This is a genomic window from Pseudoalteromonas sp. 10-33 (genome assembly GCF_001469195.1).
Taxonomy (GTDB): Bacteria; Pseudomonadota; Gammaproteobacteria; order Enterobacterales; family Alteromonadaceae; genus Pseudoalteromonas.
On record NZ_LOFI01000002.1, the window covers coordinates 97,238 to 120,820 of the forward strand.

General features: G+C 40.6%; 12 protein-coding genes and 9 tRNA genes. 3 read left to right on the forward strand and 18 right to left on the reverse strand.

The genetic code is table 11. The features are described from left to right. Positions 1 to 2 precede the first annotated feature (2 nt). The 7 genes from recD to ATS76_RS03870 form a co-directional block, all read right to left on the reverse strand. The gene (gene recD, locus ATS76_RS03840) at positions 3 to 2,018 is read right to left on the reverse strand and encodes an exodeoxyribonuclease V subunit alpha (protein ID WP_058551130.1); all 2,016 of its coding nucleotides are present in this window, start codon (positions 2,016 to 2,018) and stop codon (positions 3 to 5) included. After that, positions 2,015 to 5,581 (reverse strand): exodeoxyribonuclease V subunit beta, encoded by a 3,567-nt coding sequence (gene recB, locus ATS76_RS03845; protein ID WP_058551131.1) that lies wholly within the window; start codon positions 5,579 to 5,581, stop codon positions 2,015 to 2,017. Before recB ends, recD begins: the two co-directional genes overlap by 4 nt. Next, positions 5,568 to 8,867: an exodeoxyribonuclease V subunit gamma gene (recC, locus tag ATS76_RS03850; RefSeq protein WP_058551132.1), complete on the reverse strand. Its 3,300-nt coding sequence runs from the start codon at positions 8,865 to 8,867 to the stop codon at positions 5,568 to 5,570. Before recC ends, recB begins: the two co-directional genes overlap by 14 nt. 181 nt (positions 8,868 to 9,048) lie before the next feature. Next, positions 9,049 to 10,104, reverse strand: a complete 1,056-nt coding sequence (locus ATS76_RS03855; RefSeq protein ID WP_058551133.1) for an alkaline phosphatase D family protein — start codon at positions 10,102 to 10,104, stop codon at positions 9,049 to 9,051. After that, complete coding sequence (locus tag ATS76_RS03860; RefSeq protein ID WP_058551134.1) at positions 10,101 to 11,225, reverse strand: alkaline phosphatase family protein; 1,125 nt, start codon at positions 11,223 to 11,225, stop codon at positions 10,101 to 10,103. Before ATS76_RS03860 ends, ATS76_RS03855 begins: the two co-directional genes overlap by 4 nt. Positions 11,226 to 11,294: 69 nt before the next feature. Further along, complete coding sequence (locus ATS76_RS03865) at positions 11,295 to 13,571, reverse strand: TonB-dependent receptor domain-containing protein (protein ID WP_058551135.1); 2,277 nt, start codon at positions 13,569 to 13,571, stop codon at positions 11,295 to 11,297. A gap of 190 nt (positions 13,572 to 13,761) precedes the next feature. Continuing rightward, on the reverse strand, positions 13,762 to 14,805 hold the full coding sequence (locus ATS76_RS03870; RefSeq protein WP_058551136.1) for an alkene reductase: 1,044 nt from the start codon (positions 14,803 to 14,805) through the stop codon (positions 13,762 to 13,764). Positions 14,806 to 15,018: 213 nt separating this feature from the next. Here ATS76_RS03870 and ATS76_RS03875 point away from each other — a divergent pair, with 213 nt between their 5' ends. Continuing rightward, positions 15,019 to 15,408 carry a DUF2750 domain-containing protein gene (locus tag ATS76_RS03875; protein ID WP_058551137.1) on the forward strand — a complete coding sequence of 130 codons (390 nt, stop codon included), beginning with the start codon at positions 15,019 to 15,021 and terminating at the stop codon, positions 15,406 to 15,408. A 50-nt stretch (positions 15,409 to 15,458) separates the two neighbouring features. Here the strand turns inward: ATS76_RS03875 and ATS76_RS03880 are convergent, their stop codons facing one another. Then, positions 15,459 to 16,328, reverse strand: a complete 870-nt coding sequence (locus ATS76_RS03880) for an alpha/beta fold hydrolase (RefSeq protein ID WP_058551138.1) — start codon at positions 16,326 to 16,328, stop codon at positions 15,459 to 15,461. A 287-nt stretch (positions 16,329 to 16,615) separates the two neighbouring features. Between ATS76_RS03880 and ATS76_RS03885 the strand changes: the two genes are divergently transcribed. Continuing rightward, a complete protein-coding gene (locus ATS76_RS03885) occupies positions 16,616 to 19,285 on the forward strand; it encodes a CHASE domain-containing protein (protein ID WP_058551139.1) in 2,670 nt (889 codons plus the stop codon). 67 nt (positions 19,286 to 19,352) lie between these two features. After that, the gene (locus ATS76_RS03890) at positions 19,353 to 21,008 is read left to right on the forward strand and encodes a sensor domain-containing diguanylate cyclase (RefSeq protein ID WP_058551140.1); all 1,656 of its coding nucleotides are present in this window, start codon (positions 19,353 to 19,355) and stop codon (positions 21,006 to 21,008) included. A gap of 42 nt (positions 21,009 to 21,050) precedes the next feature. Here the strand turns inward: ATS76_RS03890 and ATS76_RS03895 are convergent. From ATS76_RS03895 to ATS76_RS03940, 10 genes are all read right to left on the reverse strand, one after another. Beyond that, positions 21,051 to 21,140 (reverse strand) — tRNA-Ser (locus ATS76_RS03895). Positions 21,141 to 21,326: 186 nt separating this feature from the next. Then, positions 21,327 to 22,367: a quinolinate synthase NadA gene (gene nadA / locus ATS76_RS03900; RefSeq protein WP_058551141.1), complete on the reverse strand. Its 1,041-nt coding sequence runs from the start codon at positions 22,365 to 22,367 to the stop codon at positions 21,327 to 21,329. A 129-nt stretch (positions 22,368 to 22,496) separates the two neighbouring features. Next, positions 22,497 to 22,572 (reverse strand) — tRNA-Lys (locus ATS76_RS03905). A 78-nt stretch (positions 22,573 to 22,650) separates the two neighbouring features. Continuing rightward, positions 22,651 to 22,726: transfer RNA gene (locus ATS76_RS03910), tRNA-Lys, on the reverse strand. A gap of 39 nt (positions 22,727 to 22,765) precedes the next feature. Beyond that, positions 22,766 to 22,841 (reverse strand) — tRNA-Lys (locus ATS76_RS03915). Positions 22,842 to 22,901: 60 nt separating this feature from the next. After that, positions 22,902 to 22,977: transfer RNA gene (locus ATS76_RS03920), tRNA-Lys, on the reverse strand. A 55-nt stretch (positions 22,978 to 23,032) separates the two neighbouring features. Next, positions 23,033 to 23,108 (reverse strand) — tRNA-Lys (locus tag ATS76_RS03925). A gap of 60 nt (positions 23,109 to 23,168) precedes the next feature. Continuing rightward, positions 23,169 to 23,244 (reverse strand) — tRNA-Lys (locus ATS76_RS03930). Between the two features lie 46 nt (positions 23,245 to 23,290). Further along, positions 23,291 to 23,366, reverse strand: a tRNA-Lys gene (locus tag ATS76_RS03935). Between the two features lie 61 nt (positions 23,367 to 23,427). Beyond that, positions 23,428 to 23,503: transfer RNA gene (locus tag ATS76_RS03940), tRNA-Lys, on the reverse strand. Positions 23,504 to 23,583: the final 80 nt, after the last annotated feature.

Here is a 23,583-nt window from a genome sequence, read left to right on the forward strand (position 1 = left end):
TGTTATTTCACTTGTAATCGCTCATATAAACCGGATGAGCGCGATACGGTTTTGTTCATTGCCAATTGCAATACTTTTTTGTCGGCAACTAGCTCAAACGTGTGCTTAGCACGGGTAATACCGGTATAAACAAGCTGGCGATTAACCCCTACACTTGCTTGCTGTAGTGGTGGTAAAACCATCGCGGTATAGCTAAATTCTGACCCTTGTGATTTATGTATGGTCATTGCAAATACTTTATCGTGGGCGGGTAAACGCGCCGGTGAAAATGCACGTGTGCTGCCCTGCTCGTCAATAAATATAGCCTTAAGCTGCCCAGCTTCATCATTCATTAAAATACCAATGTCGCCATTAAAAAGCTTTAATTGATAATCGTTTTGGCTCACCATTATGGGCATACCATTATAATGGCGCTGATTTGGGTTAACGTTTATCAACCCTTGTTGCTGCAGGGTACGTTCAATGCGTTGATTCAAACTATTAACGCCATAGTCGCCCTCTTTTACTGCGGCCAGTAATTGATACCCAGCAAACGCAGCATGCACTTTAGCTACACTCTCACCTTGAGCAATTAAATTTAAATAGTGTGCATAATGTTTGGCCGCTCGATTTACTAGGTTCTCTATTGGTTTACCTATAAAGTCGTAATCCAAAATAACATCATTAAAGTGTCCTTCAACACTCTCTTGCTCTACATAATTTAATAAACCACTATTGTTCGTGTTTACTGCTAATGCCAATTGGCCTATGCCACTTTTAGCGTCAAAGCGGTAACTGCGTTGTAAAAATGCAATGCAATCGGCTAGTTTAAATGGGCTATTTCCCTGCGGTGTTAATGTGGGCTGGTTATTAAAACAAAGCGCATTTAATTCATTACATCGTTGATTTGAATAGCTTGGTGTGCTCCCAAGGGTCAGTCCTTGGCATATATCACTCATTACGCTGCCAGTATCAACTGAAGCAAGTTGGTCTTTGTCACCCAACAATATTAATCGAGCATGCGCAGGCAAGGCCTCTATTAATTTCGCCATTAGTGATAAATCCACCATGCTTGCTTCATCAATAATCAACACATCTAAATGCAGTGGGTTGCCTTGGCTGTGTCTAAATTTATTCGTAAACGGTTTTACCCCCAATAAACGATGAATAGTTTGCGCGGTATCAGGAATTAGCGCTTTAATATCATCAGGTATACTCGTTAACTGATTTTTAGCCCCTAAAATGGACTCACTAAGCCTTGCCGCGGCTTTACCTGTTGGTGCCACCAGCTTTATGCTTAATGGCGCCGACTTATAAAGCGATTGCAATATAGCCAGCAACTTAGTTACCGTGGTTGTTTTTCCTGTGCCTGGCCCACCGGTTATTACACTAAACCCTTTAGTTGCTGCAATGGCGCACGCCACTTTTTGCCAGTCAATGCCTGCCTCTGATTGCGCTTCAAAATAATGCTGCAATAGGGTTGCAAGAGTTTGGTTATCAACATTAAGCGGTCGCTCACTCATTGCTAACAAACGCTCTGCAAGTATTTGCTCATAGGCAGCAAGGCGCGAAAAATAAAGGCGTTGGTCAAATAATTGTAGTGGTTTGGCATCTCCGACGCTTTGATGGTTTTGCAAGTAGATAAAGGCAGCTTGTTGGTCAAACCCTTGTGCAAATGGGCTAAATGTATCGGGAATATTCCCTTCAATTTTATTAAAGTCGCTTTGGCGCAAATTAAACGGATTAGCCCAATCTATGGCGTTTAATGTTAAGCAACTATGTTGGCTTTGCTGGGCTATACATAACAATAAAACAATATAAAACAGCTCATTATGGGTTGTTTCATGAGTATTTGAGAGTAATTGCGCAAGTTTTACGTCAACGACTCGTATTCGATTTTCAGCCAGTAAAAAATCCAGCAATGGCAGTTCAGTAACCACGCTGTTAGATACTGTCTTTTGCTCATAAGATGAAGACGTTTGTTCAACTTCATCATCTAGCGCGTCAAATAAACCTGGCTGCTGATTTAACTCGCTCATAGCATAGCTCCTTGGCTAAATAAGCCATCTAAAATAGTTACTTGCTCTAACGTCAATTTATTAAAGAAGACACCTTGCCCAGCTGGCATGCCTCGCAAAAAGGTGTAGTACACGCCTCCTAAGTGGCGTTCAATTGAGTAGTCACTTATGCGTTGTTTTAATAGTCTATGCAGCGCTACGGTATATATTAAATACTGTAAATGGTATTGATGGCTGCTCATGGCTTGCTCTAGCTGTTCGGGTTCATAATCTTTAGGCGTGTTACCTAAGTAATTAGATTTATAATCTAAAATGTAATATTTACCTTGGTGGCAAAATATTAAATCCACAAAGCCTTTTAAAAGACCTTTAACATGAGAAAAATCCAGCTTACTTTGCACAAAACCAAAGTGCTTAATGAGCACTTCGTTAAGTTTGGGGGCACTTAAACTCGTCAGCGGTAAATTAAATTCCATTTCGACCAAGCAATCACTCGGCGCTAGTGTACTTAAACTTAAGTTACTTTGAGTATTTAATGGGCAATTGAGTACATCTAATATCCACTGCTGGGCAATCGGCTGCCATGTGTCGCTAATATGGTATTTTTCAAAGGCATGTTTTATCACCTGGGATAAATTTTGTTCGCTGTTAGTTGGGTGAACAACTGGGCTTGTGAAATCTATTTGCTCTAAAATCTCGTGCAAACAACTGCCTGGCTTTGCCCCTTTTGGAAAACTGAAAGGTGATGGGAGTTCGTCTTGTTGCACGGCAAATTCGTCTTTTTCGTGATCTTCATCGCTTCGCCCTGGCGCTAATTGGTCGCTGTGCTTTTTAAAACTCAAAGCACTAAAACTGGTTGCACGCCAATCGCGTTCAATATGAGCCGTACTGTTATTTACACTCAATGTTTGCTGGGCGGCCTCGGTATTAATAAATTGCAAAGCCCCCTGAGATTGTAAATCTTCAGAGGTAAATTGATGGTAAGCCATGGCTGAATGCGCTTTACAAAAATCAATTAAATGGGTGCGCCATATCTGACTACTGGCCACCTCTATCCCCGAAAATAATACGTGCCCTAATGCACTACTTTGAATCGCTAACCGGCTACTCTGCCCTTGCCCTATGTTATAAACACCCAAGGCACAAAAGTGCACAGCCCTGGTAAGTGCCACATACAATAAACGTAAATCTTCAGCGAGGCGCTCTTTTTCAGCCTGTTGGAGTGCGTCTTCATCTTTGCTCAAATCATAAATGAGTTTGCCATTTTTATGATATAGCGCTTCTTTAGTTTCTCGATAGCCACTGGCAAAGGGCATAAATACCAATGGATATTCGAGCCCTTTTGAGGCGTGCATCGTCACAATTTTGACTAAGTTGGCATCACTTTCTAAACGTACTTGCACGGTTTCGCCATCTTGTTGGCTTACCTTTTGCGCAAACCAGCGCAGTAAACGCAATGTACCTTCAAGCTCAATTTGTTTTTGCTGCAATATTTCACCAAGGTGCCTAAAGTCGGTAAGCCATCGCTCCACGTTATAGCCTAAGCCTTGCCATTTAGCACTAAGCTGATTATGGCTTAGCAATCGCTCAAGCATGGCCATTGCCCCTTGTTTATGCCAAATATGGCTAAGTTGAGCAAAAAAGTTTAGGTGTTCTTGCCAAGCGTTCTCGTTATCGGCGAGCAAATATATATCGTTATAGCTTAAACAAAATAACGGTCCTGCAAGCACACCACGAAGCAATGACTCATCATATTGACCATGTAATGCCGTTAAAAAATTAAGTAAATGATGACTTAACTCTTGGCTAAATACGCTGTCTCGCGATAAGTAAACACTGGCAATTTTAGCCTCGCTCAGTGCCTTTTTCATTATTTGCGCTTCAACGCGATCTCGTACCAAAATACAGATGTCTGCCGCACTGATTGGTGTGTTGCCAATGCACGCTTTGCCTTGCTTAGCGTGTTCAAGTAGGGTCACTATTTTATTGGCAAAATAGGTGGCTAAGTGTGCTTGGCCGGCCCCTTTGCTGGTGGGCTTATTTTTTTCATCTGCGGCTTCATCTACAAACACGTTAAATTCAAAGGCAGTGGCTGGTTTACCATCAATTAAAAAAGAGTCTTCCGCTTTTTTACCTTTAGCGTTTACTTTATTAAACGGTATGGCGTCGTTATAAATAAAGCTGTTGTCGTGTTTACTAAAAAGGCTATTTACGCTGTTTACTATATCGCTGCTTGAGCGAAAGTTAGTGCCCAATGTAAATTGTTGTGGCTCGTCTACCGCCTCTTTTGCACCTATATAGGTGAATATATCTGCGCCCCTAAAACCATAAATAGCTTGTTTAGGGTCGCCTATCATGGCGAGTGTGGTATTGGCTTGGCCATAAATTTTACTAAAAATACCATACTGAATCGGATCGGTATCTTGAAACTCATCTATCATTGCAACCGGAAACAACTGCGCAATTTTTTGCGCAAGTACATCACCTTGTTCATTATTAAGCGCAGTGTATAAATTAGTGAGCAAGTCGTCAGGCGTGATTACACTTTGCTCTTGCTTGCGCTTTACAATGGCAGCTTTTACCCAGCGTGCGGCTTCTTGTACTAAAGCTATTTTTAAACCTTGGTTCATCGTGTTGTTAAGCGCTGATAATTTATCAAACTGACTCAATAGAGGATGCGTGAACAAGGGCTGATTTTTTTTGTAATTACCCGCATCACGTAAGTTTTCGCTACTCCAAATTTCAAACGAATACTTATTGGTGCCAAATTCAAAAAATACCTCGTCGTTTGCACAAAATGCATCAAGCGCTGAAAGGCTTGCTTTGCGAGCTGGCGTTTTAGCGCCACTTAAGCCAGAGCTTTTAATGGCATCGGTAAATGCACATTCTTGGCAATCTTTTTTAAACTGTGGAACAAGGTCGAGGTATTCATCACGAGCTTGCCATACATCGTCTAGCTTAATTTGCGGTGTAACGGTCGCATTGGCTTTATTTAAAATACTTGCCACCTGCGAAAATAAAGACTCTGGTGCTGCAAATACCTCTAATATGGCGTTAGTTTTATCTTTGCTAAGTGGGTATACAAATGCGCGCCAAAAATCTTTAATCGTTTCGAGCAGTATGTCGCGCTCATCTAAAATAAATTCTAAATTAAATGCAACACCGGATTCAAACGCATGTTGTTTTAACATTCGCTGACAAAAGCCATGAATGGTAAATATGGCCGCTTCGTCCATCGATTTTGCAGCGGCATCGAGTAAATCAAACGCACGGTGTTTGTCATCTACTGCGGCTATTACGCCTTCTATTAACTCATCGTTTGGGTCTTGGCCAAGTAATGCATCGCGCGCAGCAATAATTCGGCTACGCACGCGGTCTTTAATTTCTTGAGTGGCGGCGTCGGTAAATGTCACCACCAAAATTTGTTCCACGCTCAGAGGAAGATTGAGCTCACCCGGTATTTGCATACCAAGTAAATAGCGTAAATATAACCCGGTAATGGTATACGTTTTACCGGTGCCGGCACTGGCTTCTATTAAACTTTGCCCTTTAAGTGGCATAGTGAGTGGATTAAGCGCTTGCATGGTCGCTCTCCTTTGCATGCTCAAATAACGGCGCGAGTAGTTTTTCGCTCCAGCTAATAAATTCGTCTTGGCAGTCGTTAAGCGATTGCACCGTTAAGCGAATATAGGGGTTTTCACCTTCACCTCGGCCTATGTATTGCGGGCTAAATTTGTTCATGGCTTTTGCCATGTTGCCGCCACTTTTTATGTATTCGTAACCACTTACTGGATAAAATGCCACGGGCTCTTTTCGCAAAGCTTTGTATAATTCAAACCAATCAGCCAAAATTAAATCAGCATCGGCTTTACTCATTGGCGCAAAACTAATTTGTTTATCAAGCCCCAGTAATAACGTTTCCAGCTCATACCCCAAACTTTGTGCCACAAGGTGATAAATAAAACCTTTAATCATGTCTTTGGCTTTAATACTCGCGCTACGGTAAAACACCTGCTTGTGCATAAAAATATGGTTAAGCCAGCCTTGAATTTGTGTACCCTCAATATTAAACGACACTTCAACAGGTTCACTTTTACCCGCTTTTATTTGCTCTTTTACTTGCCCGGCAAGTGCGTCAATACGATGTTCCATAGTTTGTAAAATTAAGCTGCCCACATTTGCTTGCGGTAAAGCCCCACGCTGTAAAATTTGTTCAGTACTAATTGGGGTATTATTTATGTTGGCTTCTAAAATTTCATCTAAGTAAAAGTATCGGCTTAATGCATCTAGGCTAAATGGTTCTTCATCTTTTGCCACTTCGTTAAATTGCGGCAAGCGTAAACCCAAGGTTTGACTGTAAAAGCTCTCTTGCGCGTTGCAAATACTGCGTATAAACACATCAAGCTCTAGCTGCTCAGGGGCGTTTACATCAAGTGCGGTAACGGGCTCTGGTAAAACAGGCTCATTTGGCAGCCAAATTGGGTTATAACTATGATTGCTGAGCACGTTATTTTTACTATCGTCAGCTTGGTAGTAGTGGCTGTTAAACGGCTGTAAGTGTTGCTGGCTAATTAAACATGCAGGCAAGGTTTTAGTTGAACCGTCACTTAGCGTAAAGCTACGCCCTATGTATTCTAATAATTCGCTCACCAAGGTTGATGGCATTCGGGGTTGGTTATCAAAGCACGAGCGACCAATATAGCTCATATAAAGATTATCGCGGGCACTGAGTAGCGCTTCTAAAAACAGGTAGCGGTCATCTAATTTCCGTGATCGGTCACCTTTTTGCTTTTTAGAATGCGGCACTAAATCAAAACCAATAGGTTGCACGTTACGTGGGTAATCAGCGTCGTTTAAACCTAGCATACACACCACTTTAAACGGCACAGCGCGCATAGGCATTAGGGTACAAAAGTTGACTTGTCCGACCAAAAATCGCTGGCCTACGCCTTTTTCTTGTATACCTTGTTTTATTAAATAGCTAACTATACGCTGCGACACCGCTTGATTGTAGTCGCCGTTATCGTGATGCTTTTGAATATCTTCAAGCACTTTTTGCAGTACGAGTAAATCCCAACTATCGTCGCTTTCACTTTCATATACAGCACCTAGCAGCTCGCTTAAAATGTGCGCTTTATTAGTAAGGGTATCGTCAGGGGTAAGCTTGGCTTTAAAGTTTTGTAGTACATCAATAAAATCGACCAGTTTATTGAGCGTATCAAGTGCCATTCCCTCTACTTCATCGGCGCTGTATATACCATTAAATGGGCACTGTTCGTCTCGCATGGCAATACCCAGTAATAAACGGTTTAAACCATGCTGCCACGTATTTAGCTCAATGGCGGGTAAATCAAAACTGTGTTTATGTTCGCCGTTTATGCCCCATTTAACACCTACGCGCTCAAGCCAATATTGTATTTGCTCGTACTCATGGGCTTCTAAACCAAACTTTTCGGCTATTTGGGTGACCTGCAGTAAATCTAAAATATCTGATACGCCAAAGCGCGAGAACGGTAAGTTAGCTAAGCTTGCAAATGAGCTTAGCACGGGTTTTTCTTGCTCTATAGCTAAATCCGCTAATGCGAAGGGAATGTATCGGCTGCCCTGTGCGCCACCAAATACCGCCTCGATATAAGGACTGTATGTGCCTACATCAGGCATCATTACAATAATGTCTTTGGGAGTAAGCGCCGGGTCTTGGTTAAATAAATTAAGTAGATAGTCGTGTAATCGCTCAACTTCTCGAAGCGGTGTATGGCAATCACTAAGGGTAATACTGGTATCGTTCGCACTTACTGGTAATTTACCTTCATCGTTTATAAACCACTCTTTGTTATCGGTAAGCGATTCCCCTTTAAACGCAAGTTGATAAATTTCACTTTGCACTTGCCCAAGCAATGTATTATCAAACGCATCGATAAAACCATCAATCCAGCGGGCATCTAGTTGTACTAATTGCTCAAAATAATCGCGACCTAATTTCCCCCACGACGATAAAAGTGGGTTACCTATAAAGTAATAGTCTTCATCTGGGTTAGTTTGCTTTTTTTGCTGAGCTTCTATGAGGGGCATTTTGGCATATTTAGCATTTATTTTTGCCGCTGTTTTTTCGTCAATTATGTCGCCCCAGTAATGCTCACTCGGGTTAAAAAAGAATAAAAACACCTCTGTTTTTTTGCTCAATGCTTCAAACACATCAAGCTGAGAATTAGCAATGGCCGATATACCAAATAAACTAATGCGTTTAGGTAATAAGCTGTTGTCCATATCGTCAAGTGCACCGAGTAGCTGCCCTTGCATGTTTGCGCGATGAAATTGGCTTTGGCCTAGCTCTTTGCTTAGTTTTACAATTCGGCGCCATAAATCAGGTTGCCATGGGGCAATGGTTACGTCTACATCATCAAGTTCATCACTGCCACTATCCCACGTGGCTATCCAGTGTGGGCGGTACATTAAGTATTGGTCGTACACATCGGCTATTTTTTCGCATAGAGCAAAGGTTTTTTGGCCATCAATATCGCCCTCTAAATAGGTTTTTAGAGGTAAATACAACGGCTCGTCAATAAAAGTAGGCAAAATTGAAAACAATTTCCAAGCAAGGTTTGGCTTATTAAAAGCCGACTCTTTAGGCACATTAGGCAGTAGTTGCTGGTAAAGTTGCCAAATAAAACTCGATGGCAATGGAAAATCAACCTGCGCTGCTATCCCTAAATGTTCACTCAAGCCAATTTTTAACCACTGCGACATACCCGGCGATTGCACCAGCACCACTTCTTTGTCGAACGGGCTTTGCAATGGGCTTACTTTTAACAGTTGATGAAACTGTGCTTGCAGGGCTTCCATACGGTTTGATTGAATAATATTGAGCATACGACACGGTCCTTACTTGAAGTAAAACCAGTGTAAGATATTTTCAATTATAGGGGTAGCAATAAGGGAGAAATGGCGTTAATAAAACAGCAAGTTAGCGTGTAGTTAAACAAAAAGTAAACGCACAGAACTTACTTTAATCACTTTTTAATCACTGTGCGTTTATTATTTTATAGCGCTGTTATTTATAAGGGCTAATACTTGAAAGCCCAAAGTTACTTTGCATAATGACTTTGCCGTCTATGCCTTTAAGTTTTAGTGAAATAGCCGGGTCGGCTTGCTCCCAGTCTATGCTTAAATCGCCATAATTTACGTTATGAGTGAAGTCGCCTACACGGTGTTTATTTGGGCTAACGTCTTTCCACTTTTCAGTTAAGCCTGAGCTGGTCATTTCAATAAGTGGGTAATCTAGGTTTTGATCGTATTTAGATATTTCGCCCCAATGCGTGTCGCCACTAATGATCACCACCCCATTGACCTTATGTTTTTTTATTAGCGCAAATAACCTATTGCGATCCTCTGGAAAATTAGCCCATGATTCCCAGCCAGTGAAATCAGGCAATAATTGAAGGCTTGATGCAATAAGCTTAATTGCGGCTGGCTTTTTAAGCTCAGTCTCGAGCCATTGCCACTGCGCCTCACCTAGCATAGATGCCCCTTTAACCTCGGTTGGGCTATAAGGGCCTTGGTTATTTAATTTACGCTTGGTGTAATACTCAAGCTCGCTTACGTGATTAAGTGTGTCACGGTTCCAGCGTAAATCAGGCATGATCACCTGTACAGTTTGATCGCCTTCCCCATACGTATACGAGGTGTAAATACCGTCTGAACGTGTTCTGCGCTCAGAGCTAGCGGGCTCTTCCCAAAAGTCGAGCATAATTTGGCGCGATTGCTCTTTATGCGGGTATTCTTTTCCGGCATCGTTTTGACCAAAGTCGTGGTCGTCCCACATTGCAATGATGGGTGTATTTTCTTTTAGGGTTTTAAAGCCGGATTTTGCGCCTAATTTTTGATATTTATTGGCAAGTACTGACATGTCGTTGGTGTCGCCGTAGATATTGTCGCCTAAAAATATAAATAAATCGCCCTGCTCTTTGTTTATAGTGTCGAATATTGGAATGTCTTTGTCTTGATGCCCGCACGAGCCAAACAATATTTTTGATGGCGCAGCCATCGCACTTGAGCTTATAACTAACGCAAGTGTTGAATATAAAACAGGTTTTAATCGCATTTTCATTTTAAGATCTCTTTAATAGCGGGTGCCATATTCGGGTTTATTTTGTAAGGGTGTAGCCCAAGTGCCTCAAGCACCGTAGCAGCTATTTGCGCCTGTTTAACATTGTTAATTTTTATTAAGCCATTTCCTTTAATTGCAGGGCCAATAGCGCCAAGCCAAATATGCTCTGAACCAATAATCCCTTCTGGAAATGCTTTTTTACCCTGCGCTGATTTAGCTAATGCCTGTTTAGAACTATGATGTTGCCAATCGTTTGCATTACTACCGCGGCCGTGATCGGTTGTGATAATAAGCGTAGTTTTATTTTTATAACCTGGGGTACTTTGAATGGTTTCCCATAAGTCTTTTAAAAATGCATCGCTTTGTTTGACTGATTTTAAGTAGGCGTCGTAGTGACCATCGTGGGCAAAATCATCTGTTTCACCTAAGCTTATTACCAGCAACTTGGGTTGTTTGGCCAACATGTAGGCTTTAGCAAAGCGGTAGGTAAAACTGTCTAATCGTACATTGACCCACGGGCTGGGGATCTCTTTTTGCAGTGCATTTAAAAGTGGGGCGTTATCAAATAAATTGTTTTCAATCGGCATAAAGCCTGCGTTTAGATAAACGTTACTGCGCTGGGTATTTACAATGTATGGAAACACATCCCAACTACCAAACAACGCGGTGCTGTTTTTAAATTCAGGGTGTGTGTTTAAACGCTCTAAAATGGTTTTATTAGGGTTATAAACTTTATCGTTGCTGTTTATGTTTACATCTACTTCGCCGCTTAAAATTTCGTTATAACCGGGGTACGAAAAATACCACGGATTGCTTACCGACATTGTAGAACCCTTTTTTCTATCGCCAATAATAACACCGTCTCTTGCAATCGTTTGCGTTAAGAAAGGCATTAATAATTGCTGACGTTTTTGTGGATTCTCATCCCAAAATTCATTGTGTAATTGGCTCGGCTGCTTAACAAAATCCTCATTACGAATGAGGTTTTTATCAGCACCACTAAATACCTCTTGCCAACGCACTCCATCAAGGGTCACAAGAACAACGTTTGTGTCACTCGCGCACACAGCGTTGGCAAGTAAAATAAAGCTCGCTGCAATTACTTTCAATATTGTTTGCATGGTTTTCTCACCTTGCGTTTAATGAAAAGCCCATCAATGTGATGGGCTACTATTAACGTTATTGATTATTTAAAATGTTGCGGTAAAGGTAACCGCCGCCGTGCGTGGTGCACCAATAAAGTAAGTAGTGCCGTTGCCTGTACCGCCAGCTAAATAGCTTTCGTCGGTCACGTTATAAACAACAAAAGCAATATCAATGGCTTTAAATGGACCCGCATTAACATCGGCTGCGTAACCTGCATTTAAATCAAGCACGGTGTAGCTATCTACGTCGCCACGCTCACCGGTGTACTTTGCCGACAAACCAAAGCGAAAATCGCCACTGTAATAATCGGTAGAAAGCACAAATAAGTCATCTACTGAGTCTATAACCTTATCACCCGCTTCAAACCCTGGCGCATCACCTTCGTACTCAGAGTTATTATTTGTATACGAGCTGTATAAACTCCACTCAGCGCTTAACATGTAACTTGCTGAAAGCTCTAGCCCTTGTGATTCAATACCGCCTACATTTAAGTAAGAGCCATTAGTACCAATGGTATAGTCAATGCCGCCTGTGTCACTGCCTGGTGCAATAAAGGTAATGCGGTTATCAAACTCTATTGAATAGGCTGTAGCGGTCAGTTTAAGTGCGTCGTTTTGGTAACGAACGCCTAAGTCAATATTTTCAGCTGTTTCTGGTTCAATCGCTGATAAATCAGAGCTGTCGCGCTCAAGCACACCATCTTTTATAGCTGCAAAATTTTCGCTATAACTCGTAAACAACTCGGTTGAGTTATTTAATTGATACACAATACCACCACTAAATAGCACGTCAGAGTCGCTATTAACTTTAGCGGTTATGGCATTTTGGTAATGGTCAAACTTTTCAATATCAACAAGGTATTTTTTTACACCCACGTTGAGTTTTAAATCGCCAAATACCATTGAGTCTTGTGCGTACCATTTTAGCGTATCTGCCTCAAACGTATTTTTGTATTGAGTCCAGTATGGCGTGCTGTCGTAGTGATGGTAAATGCGCGCGTCAATGACCTTATGCCAATCACGCGACTCGTCGCGGTCACTTTGCTCATACCAAAAACCGGCTTCTATGTCGTGCATACCAAATGTAGCTTGGTAATTGGCTGTTACACCTAGGCGGTCTTTTTTGTAATGGGTATGACGATACGACATAACCGGTGTTGCACCAGCATCGTAACACGCCGGGTTTAGGCCAGGTCCCGACTCCCACGGCCAACTTAAACTAGCGGTACAGCCTTCGTTAGGCGTAAGTGGATTGCCATCGCTATCTACAAAACCATACGAGCCCGCGTTAGTGCCGCCCTCAGTTGTTGGATCACCGTTTTCATCTACTGGGGTTGTTAAATAAGGTGGGATCCAATCACCACGCCCTGAGTTTTTATGATAATAAGGGCTAACAGTAAGTAAAGATGTTGGCGAAAGAGCGTATTCAAACTTTAAATACGCTAGTGTATTTTCGCGAAGTGTGCCCCAACCTTCTGCAAACATTTGGTCAAAATGCGGAACGCCCGTCCAATTCCACGTCAGTTGATCCCAGTCTGGTGTTTGCTCAAATTGGGCCAGACTTACACTGTTATAATTTGTTTCGCTAACGTCATCGTATGATATGCGCCCAGTGATGGTTAAATCACTTAACGTGGTAACAAATTTAGCTTCGGCGTGTTGGTTGTCTTTACCACCATTACTACCCGAGCCAATCCAACGGCTGGTATCGGTTTGTGAGTAACTAACGTAAGCTTGGGTGTTATTAAACAGCGTACCCGTTTCGTGTTTTAAATAGTATCGTGTTGCATCGTGACTACCTGATGTGTACGCAAAAGTAGTGCTTTTTTCAAGGCTTGGCGCTTTACTTACAAAGTTAAATGTACCGCCTAGTGCTTCAAGTGATGCCGATTTAATATCTGAGGTGCCTTGGCCTACTTCAACGGTTGCGAGGTTTTCAGAGTCTAAGTAGCGATTTGCTTTTGCACCACCGCCATAATTAGAGCCACCATTAGGGATGCCATCGACTGTCATACCTAACTGTTGCTGATTCCCGTCAATACTAAAACCACGCATGGTAATTGTGGTAGACCAATCGTCACCACCAAATGCGTCGCCTTCATTTATGCTAATGCCTGGCAAATTATCAATAACCGACAAAACACTTGAAACCGTGCTTTGCTGCTCTAACATGGCAGGTTCAATCACATTATTAGCGTAACTGGTTGGCTTTGCCACAACAGTAACTTCTTCAATAGTGGTGTCGTCGTTAGCATAAGCAGATGTTGATACCGCCATGGCAATGGCCATGCTCAAAATCGATTTACTCTTTAAAGCGTACATTGTTGTCCCGTTTGATTTTATTAATGGTTTATTATGAAAACGGGCACAGTATGATTTTAAAATATGACAATAACGCTTTGTTTTATTGACATAAAGATTAAAAAAATATGAGAGAACGATGGCGAAAATATGTAAAAAAAAAGACACTTAATAAAGCTATTAAGTGTCTTTTTCATTTAATTACTACAAATTACTTAAGCTCAGCCAGCATCTCGTCGCTGTAAGGCACTAACTCTTCGCCGTTAGTTACTTTGCTAATATAATCTGGGTTTGCAATTAGTGGACGTCCAATAGCAATCAAGTCAAACTTACCTTCATTAATTGCGTCTTTGGCTGACTCAAAGCTGTAGCTACCCACGCCTACCAGTGTTCCTTTGTATCCCGCACGTAAAAACGCTGAAGTTGTTTTGCCTTCAAGCGATTCGAATGTTGTGCTGTCATCAAAAATACCACCGTGCAGGTAAGCAAGCTCTCTTTTTTCGAGTTCAGGTAATAGGTAATCAAAAACCGCTTTGTCACGGTTATCTTCGCTCATATTAAAGTAAGCGCCAGGTGTTACACGCAATGCTGTACGCTCGTTACCTACTGCGGCAATAACTGCATCGGTGACTTCAAGGGCAAACCTAGCCATGTTTTGCGGTGTTTGGCCATACTCATCTTCACGTACATTGGCTTCGTAATGTAAAAATTGATCAATCAGATAGCCGTTTGCCCCATGAATTTCTACACCATCGAACCCAGCTTCTATTGCATTTTCGGCGGCTTTGGCAAAATCTGCTATCAACGATTTAATATCGTCAGTAGTCGCGGCTTTTGGCGTGATGTAAGTAAGCTCACGCATACGTGGTACCGAACCCTCTACACCTATTGCTGAAGGGGCAAGTACTTCACCATCAAAAAAGTGTGGATGTGCAACACGGCCAACATGCCACAGTTGAGCAAACATTTTACCGCCATTTGCATGAACAGCGTCAGTCACTTTTTTCCAACCTTGAATTTGCTCACGTGTAAACAAGCCTGGCGTTGTTGGGTAGCCTTGCCCGTCTGGGCGAATAATTGTTGCCTCGCTAATAATTAAACCTGTGTCTGCGCGGCGTGCATAATACTCAACCATATCTTGCGTTGGCACTAAATTTTCGTCAGCCATACAACGTGTAAGCGGTGCCATTAATACACGATTTTTAAGTTCAATCGTCTCGTTTAATCGATATGGTGTAAGTAAATCTGTGTTCATTTTATAAATCCTTGATTAAGAGTATGCATACTAAGTGTGGCCTTTTTGACAACATTCAAGATCAATTTTGAATGTTTGCTCAAAATATACTGACTAACCTTTAAAACGGATCTACATAACAAAAATAATTGTGAAGTTTTCAACACTGTGTCACATAACTCGATATACTTGTAGCCTATAAATATAAATTGACAGCAACAAAGTGAGCCCATCATGACAAGCGAAAATGCAACCGACAAACACGACGTAATTTTAGGCCTAGGCGCCAAAAAGCGTCTCGCGTTTATGTTTGAAACCGTTCAGCAATACAAGCAAGTATGGATTTTAAATGACGACGACGGCTGTGTAATGCTCACCAATGAAGATGACGACTGTGTACCTGTGTGGCCAACGCAGGAATTTGCCCAAGCATGGGCAACCGGTGAGTGGGAAGGCTGTACACCTAAAGCAATTCCGACCGCTGATTGGTTTAGCCGCTGGACACTGGGCCTTGAAGAAGACGACCTACTTATTGCAGTATTCCCAACCGAGGAAGACGACGGCACTATTTTATTCCCTGATGAATTTGAAAAACAGCTAAAAGCACCAAAGAAAAAATACTAAGTAACATCCTTGTTTGGTGTATAAACGCGGTTTTAAAATAGCCGCGTTTTTTATATCTGCTTTCTAAAATTTAAATAAGCCTGAGTGATTGCCTTAGCATCTTCAACTTGCGGGTAATGCCCCAAATCAGCAAACCCTTGTACCCGCGCATTAGGTACTCTCTTTTTATAGTGCTCAAGCATGTGTTTACCTGAAATTGGGTCTTGCTCACCTGCAATAAATGTAACCGGTATATTGCTATTAATAATGGCCCCAACCCAGCGCTGCTCGTTTTTCTTCCGCTGTGTAATATAATTAATAAGTTTGGGCATAACACGCAAACCATTATTATGATTTAATAGCGCCCAAAGCGTATCAATTACCAAAGGAGCTGGTGGCGTGTGTTTGCCAAAAATAGTGGTTAAATTTTTAGCAAACTTTTGTTTGCTCATTAGCTTAGGAACTATCCAACCAAGTTTTGAAAGTAGCAGCTTTTGAATAAATAAGGGTTTATGTACGTGTGGAAATAGCCCACCATTTAAAAAGCACACGCTATGAATGTGGATTTCACTTTTGGCAGCAACTTGTATTGCTAATAGCTCTTGCGCCACGGTATCACCATAATCGTGGGCGAGTATGTGTACATCGGTAATATTTAAACGCTTTAAAAATTGCGTGTATAAATCAGCCTGCTCCGTAATTTTATAAGTCGCGTTTATTGGTTTATCCGAAAGCCCAAAACCCAGCATATCAAGTGTTACTAAAAAGTAGTGTTTAGTAAGTTCATCCCACATACCTTCCCAGTCCCAGCTTGCACTTGGAAAGCCGTGAATTAAAAGCAGCGCGGGCTTATTTGTACTCCCTGCTGTTTTAGTAAAAATTTGCTGGCCGTTGATATTTAAAAACTGACCGTTTATTTGCCATTGTGTGAGTGTATACATGTTGTTAGCCCAAATAGGTGGTTTTAAATGTTTTAACACAATTACAGATAAAGTCCGAAAAGTAGTCTAAAAACAATACAACCTATAAATTTAATGCTTTATCATTAAAAAAAGTCAGCTTAGTTATATTTACTCCCACTAAAAAACTCAATTACACTGCTGAACAACTTACTATTTAACAAGGCGTTTAGTTTGTTTTTAACTTGTAACTTAACTATTAAATGCTATATTGAAATGTACAACGAGGTACCATAACTTCAACTAAAATCATGCAAAAGGATTAATAAATGGCTTTGCAAAGTAGAGCTAATAAAGGAGTGATACTAGGTACTTCGCTTCAGGTTTTAATCCTCACTATGGGTGTTGTTTTCACCTACTTCCAACAAATACAACATCAGCAAACATTAGATGCAAAAGTATTAGCGGCTTTAAACAACGAGCTAACAAACCTATCGGTGGGCATAAACAACAGAATGGAGCTATATCAATACGGGCTATTTGGCCTAAAAGGGTTTATACAGGGTATTGGTATTGAAAACTTAAACTACAACGCAATTAAACGTTACTCAAACGCGAGAGATTACGCACAAGAATTTCCGGGAGCTAACGGCGTTGGGTACATAAAAAAAGTAACCCAGAGCGAACTTCCCTCTTTTATAACTAAAGCAAAAAGCGAACGCCCCGATACCCTATTTAACTTTAAAACATTGTCTGAAAACAAAAGTGATCATTTTGTAATCCAATATATTTTTCCTGAAAATAACAATAAACAAGCAATAGGATTAGATATTGGCTCAGAAACTATTCGTAAACGTGCGGCATTAAACGCAGTTTTTGCAAATGCTGCTCAATTATCTGCACCTATTACGTTAGTACAAGCAGATAAAAAAGCTCATCATGGTTTTTTGATTCTATTACCTATTTATAATAGTAAGATCACGTCTGCATCTAAAGATGAACGGCTAGAAGCGCTCCACGGCTGGGCATACTCCCCTTTGCTCATAGATAATATTTTAAACTCATTATTTGATATTAATGAAAACTACTTAGCCATTAGCGATCTAAACGATGCAACTAATGTGGCCTTTTTTACATACGGCGATAAAACAAGTAACACTGAGTTTAAAGTATCCACTGTTACTAATGTGATCGGCCGTCAGTGGCAAATAACTTTACATGGCTCTCATGCGTTTATAGAAAACCTGCATTTGCCTTATCAATATCAAGCACTCGTAAATGGTATTTTTTTAACGCTAATTGCTATGTTAATTGTGCTTGCAATACAGTTACAATTTTTTAGAAAAGCCCAAAAAGAAAATTTAAGACGTGAAGCCGAGCAGGCACATAAAAATATTCTTGAACAAGCCAATTTGAAACTAGAGACTGATGTAAAACTACGAACTCAGCAAATAGCCGATATTAGTATGTTACAGCGCAGCATTTTAGACAGCGCTAGCTACTCCATTATAGCTACCGACATAAACGGTTTAATTACCGAGTTTAACCCCGCTGCAGAGAAGTTACTGGGCTACAAAGCAAATGATGTCGTAGGCAAAAAAACCTGTGGCATATTTCATTTAGAAACAGAGCTGGTAAGCAAAGCAAAACAACTTAGTTATGAGCTCAACAAAATAGTTAGCCCCGGATTAGAAACATTGATTGTAAAGGCAACTCCCACAGAGCCCGATGTTAACCAATGGACCTATGTAGACTCTAAAGGTAGGCATATTCAAGTCAGCTTAAGTGTTACATCACTGCTTAATAACAGGGCTCAAGTTGTTGGTTTTTTAGGTATAGCGTTTGATTTAACCCAGCAAATAAAACACGAACAAGCACTTGCCCACGCAAAAGAACTCGCAGAGCAAAGCGCTAAAACTAAATCGGAGTTTTTGGCGAATATGAGCCATGAAATACGAACTCCCATGAACGGTATTTTAGGTACTCTGCAGCTGCTGCAAGAGCAACCAATGAATGAAAAATCAACAGAGTTTTTAAAAAAAGCACTCTACTCTACCCGCTCACTAACCACCATTATTAACGATATATTGGATTTTTCTAAAATCGAAGCTGGTAAACTCACTCTTGAGAACAAAAGCTTTGAATTAGATGAATTAATACATCATTTAGAATCTGATTTGTTAGTACCCGCTCAAGAAAAAAATATTTATTTGCAATTTAAATCAACGATCGAACATAAGTACTGGTGTGGTGATGCTGTTAGAATAAGGCAGGTTTTTTTAAATTTAATATATAACGCAATTAAGTTTACGCATAAAGGAGGCGTCACCGTTGAGTTTAAACTTACTGAGAATGAGCAAGTTTGCGTTATTGTTTCTGACACAGGTATTGGCATACCGCAAAATGTAGTGAACAGGTTATTTGAGCGCTTTGAACAAGCCGAGTCTTCAACAACGCGTGAATATGGTGGAACCGGGCTTGGGTTGCCAATCACTAAGTCACTCATTAACCTTATGGGCGGCGACATTAAAGTAACCAGTAAAGAAGGGATTGGTAGCCAGTTTTATGTTTATTTACCATTAGAAAAAGCGCAAAAAGCGTTGGAAAATGAAACCCTAAATGATTTAGCGCTTCCCGATCTAACCAATAAAGTTATTTTAGTTGCTGAAGATAATAAAATTAATCAATTAGTTGTAAGCGCCATGCTTGAGCCTACCGGCGCGCACATTGTCATTGCTAATAATGGCCAAGAAGCCGTAGAGCTTTATAAAGAACGATTGCCTAGTATAATTTTAATGGATATTCAGATGCCTAAAATGGATGGCTTTGAAGCATGTAAAATTATTAAAAAAATAGATGAATCACAAATTATAATTGCACTGACTGCTAATGTGCTTTCTGAACAAAAACGCTTATACGAAGCGCTTTTTGACGGATATGTATCTAAGCCTATTGAAAAACAAAAATTAATAAGCGCATTGCATATTAAAAATAGCTGATGAAACACTGTTATATTGGCAATATACAAACGACAGTTATAAACAGTAAGCTTTTATGAGGGGTAACATGCTACGGTTTTTATATGTTTATTTGTGCTTGTTAGCATACTTACCTTTACACGCTAATGCACAAGAGCTTAATTTACAACAAAGCACTGAAGTGAACTCGCCTATATGGCGACAGGTTAACTTAAAAACGCCTAAAACCGGTGAGCAAGTAATTAATGCTTATCTTGGCACCCAAAATTCGCTTGTTTCTTTATCGGAAAAGCGAGGGCCCGCAATTGCAAAAATACCACTTTCAACGAATACGCCTACTCGTTGGTTTATTTTGCCCAACGCAAATTACCTCGATGAAGGATTTGCTTATTGGCAGGATTCAGAGGGAATTCGTTTAATTTCAGACTTTTCACAAGGTAATTTATCTCAGTCTGCAATCATAATGCATGGCCAAGCGTTTCAACTAAACCTAAAAGCAAACTCCCAAGGCGTACTATGGCTTTATTTAAATGCCAACCATTATGCTAAACCAGTAAGCGTAGCAATTATTGATGAGCCAACCTTTATTTATCAACAATTCTTTGTAAATTCACTGAGCATAATGTCCATCACTATTATGCTCACCCTCGCCTGCATGGCACTCATTCTTTATTTAAAGACAGGTCAAAATGTTGCGTTATATTGCGCAGGTTATATTGGCTTGCACGGTATTGGTTGGGCGTTTGCCGCCGGCGTTTTTGGCGTGTTTTATAGCTTTAAAAGCATAAACTCGCACTACCTTGGTATGTATATTTTTTCGTTTGCGATATCTTCAGCCAGCGCATTTGCCTATTACTTATTTAATTTTCACACGGTTGAAAAAACACGAATAAGCCAATTTTTAAAGTATTTTTCGTATGCCGCGTTTATTAGTGGCTTTATAAACCTTGTGTTACCTTTTCATTGGGTATTTTATTTAGCACACACCTTAGCAGCAATATGGGTGGTCCTAACGCTAGTACTTGGCTTTAAAATGTTGAGTCTAAACGATTTTAGAGCAAAGTATTTTTTAACCGGTAATATTATTTATAGCCTTTCTCTTGTTGTGTTTATTTTAGCTCACCTTAACTTAATCGTAACCGCCTCGGCTGAGTTATGGGTTTTAATTGCACTCGCGATAGATTGTATTTGTATATTACTTTCACTTTCTGAATGGTTAAAAATAAAGCAAAACGATTATATTAATGCCCTCGAACAATCCCGCATTGATCCGCTCACAAAAGTAGGTAACCGATTATTATTACAAGAAAAACTAAATACTATTGGCACGTTTTATTTAATTGTATTTATTGATTGTGATGGTATGAAATCAATAAACGACCAATTAGGTCATGCCAGTGGCGATGAGTTACTTATTAATGTTACTAAGTTGATTAAAAAAGGATTGGGTAACTTAGGGGATGTTTATCGAACAGGTGGGGATGAATTTATCTGTTTATGTAATGCCGACTCATTAGAAAACCTTGCTGTAATCGAAAGCAACACGTCTAAAGCACTCAATAAAGTACATATTCAGCTACAGCAAAAGTGGCCAGAATCAGGATTAAGTTTTGGTATTGCCAGCAGTAATGAATGCACTGATTACAAAGCGTGCTTTACCTTAGCTGATGAACGAATGTATGCAGTAAAATATGCCCGAAAAAATAGCACATCGAATAGCCAACAAGCCACACAGCAAACTTAGTGCACAAAAAAGGACGCCATAAGGCGTCCTAATATAGAATGATGGTGGAGGAAGAGGGATTCGAACCCTCGTTAGGGATTAACCTAAACACACTTTCCAGGCGTGCGCCTTCAGCCACTCAGCCATTCCTCCACGGTGTTGCCTAGCAACAGCGCGTTATAGTATGAAATAGGTTACGCAGGTGCAAGGCCTTTTTAAATATGTACTGTTGAATGGCTATTAATCGTGCAGTTATTTACTTTTTCAATAAAAAACGGCTAAACCATAAGGCTTAGCCGTTTTTTATATCAGTCTAGTTACTTTACATTTGCTAAAAAACTATTTAGCCATACTCGCCGTAAAGTCTAGCATGCGGTTAAGTGACTTGAGTGCACCTTCACGCAAGTCCATATCTACAAATACTTCTTTACCTTGAGGGTCTATTAAAGCCTCCTCAATCGCTTTTAAGCCATTCATTGCCATCCACGGGCAATGTGCACAACTTTTGCAAGAAGCGCCTTCACCAGCCGTAGGGGCGGCAAAGAACTCTTTCTCTGGGCATAGCTGTTGCATTTTATAAAAAATACCGCGATCAGTCGCAACAATAAACTTTTTATTAGGTATTGTTTGCGCTGCTTTAATCAGCTGGCTTGTAGAGCCAACCGCATCAGCAAGTGCAACTATTTCTGCAGGTGACTCTGGGTGAACTAAAACGCCAGCATCTGGGTGCAGTGCCTTAAACTCTTTCAATGCTTTAGTTTTAAACTCGTCGTGAACAATACATGCGCCATTCCACATGATCATATCAGCGCCGGTATTTTTTTGAATGTAGCTGCCTAGGTGTTTGTCTGGGCCCCAAATAATTTTTTCGCCTTGCTCGTCTAAGTGCTCAACAATTTCAAGCGCGCACGATGAGGTTACAATCCAATCTGCACGGGCTTTAACCGCTGTAGAGGTGTTTGCATACACCACCACTTTACGATCAGGGTGCTGATCGCAAAATGCTGAGAACTCATCAATTGGGCAACCAATATCTAAAGAACAGGTTGCTTCTAGCGTTGGCATAACAACTGTTTTGTTTGGCGTTAAAATTTTAGCAGTCTCACCCATAAAGCGAACGCCTGCAACAATGATCATATCAGCGTCGTGTCGTGCACCAAAGCGTGCCATTTCTAAAGAGTCGGCAACGCAACCGCCAGTTTCTTCGGCAAGGGCTTGAATTTCAGGATCAGTATAATAATGCGCTACGAGTACCGCGTTTTTATCTTTAAGTAATTGCTTAATACGTGCTTTGTATTCGCCTTGCTCGTCGTTTGTTAACGGTGCTGGCTTTGGAGGGAAAATATAGCCTTCAGGCATAATAGTTTGCGCTAAACTCATGTTCTCGACCACTTATTTACAGTGTATAAATTACGGCGAATTATACGAGAATAAAAACATAAATAACAGCAAACTGGTTAAGCTTGTTTATAAAAAGCAGAATGGAATTTTAAAAAAGAATATAACAAATGGTGGGTCATGATGGATTCGAACCATCGACCAATTGATTAAAAGTCAACTGCTCTACCAACTGAGCTAATGACCCGCTCTAATATTGTATGTACTGAAATATGTTGCTTGCGTAGATCCGCCGATGTTCCAGTTTTTACTTATAAAGTAAAAATGGTGGGTCATGATGGATTCGAACCATCGACCAATTGATTAAAAGTCAACTGCTCTACCAACTGAGCTAATGACCCGCTCTTGGTGCTAACTTATAAACTTATGTTTTGATAAAATGGTGGGTCATGATGGATTCGAACCATCGACCAATTGATTAAAAGTCAACTGCTCTACCAACTGAGCTAATGACCCGCTCAAAACATATTTTAAAAAGCTTACATGCGTGAATCCGCCGATTAGAGTGCTATAGAATGGTGGGTCATGATGGATTCGAACCATCGACCAATTGATTAAAAGTCAACTGCTCTACCAACTGAGCTAATGACCCATTCTATTTTGCGTAAATTATTGATTATACTTTAGTTACTGACCACTCGTTAAAGTGGTGGGTCATGATGGATTCGAACCATCGACCAATTGATTAAAAGTCAACTGCTCTACCAACTGAGCTAATGACCCGCTCATAAACTTATTCAATAACAAACATGCGTAAATCCGCCGATCCAGACACTTTAAAAGTGGTGGGTCATGATGGATTCGAACCATCGACCAATTGATTAAAAGTCAACTGCTCTACCAACTGAGCTAATGACCCGCTCTGGTATAACTGATGTATACAAGTTGAAAAACCATTTTAAAAATGGTGGGTCATGATGGATTCGAACCATCGACCAATTGATTAAAAGTCAACTGCTCTACCAACTGAGCTAATGACCCTCTCTAATTTTTACAACTTTGAATACTACGTAAATCCGCCGATAAAAGACCATTTTAAAAATGGTGGGTCATGATGGATTCGAACCATCGACCAATTGATTAAAAGTCAACTGCTCTACCAACTGAGCTAATGACCCGCTCTTTTTGCAACATTTTGAGTGGGGTAACCATTCGTTTGCTGCGGGCGCTTATAATACTTATTTATAAAATGAGTGCA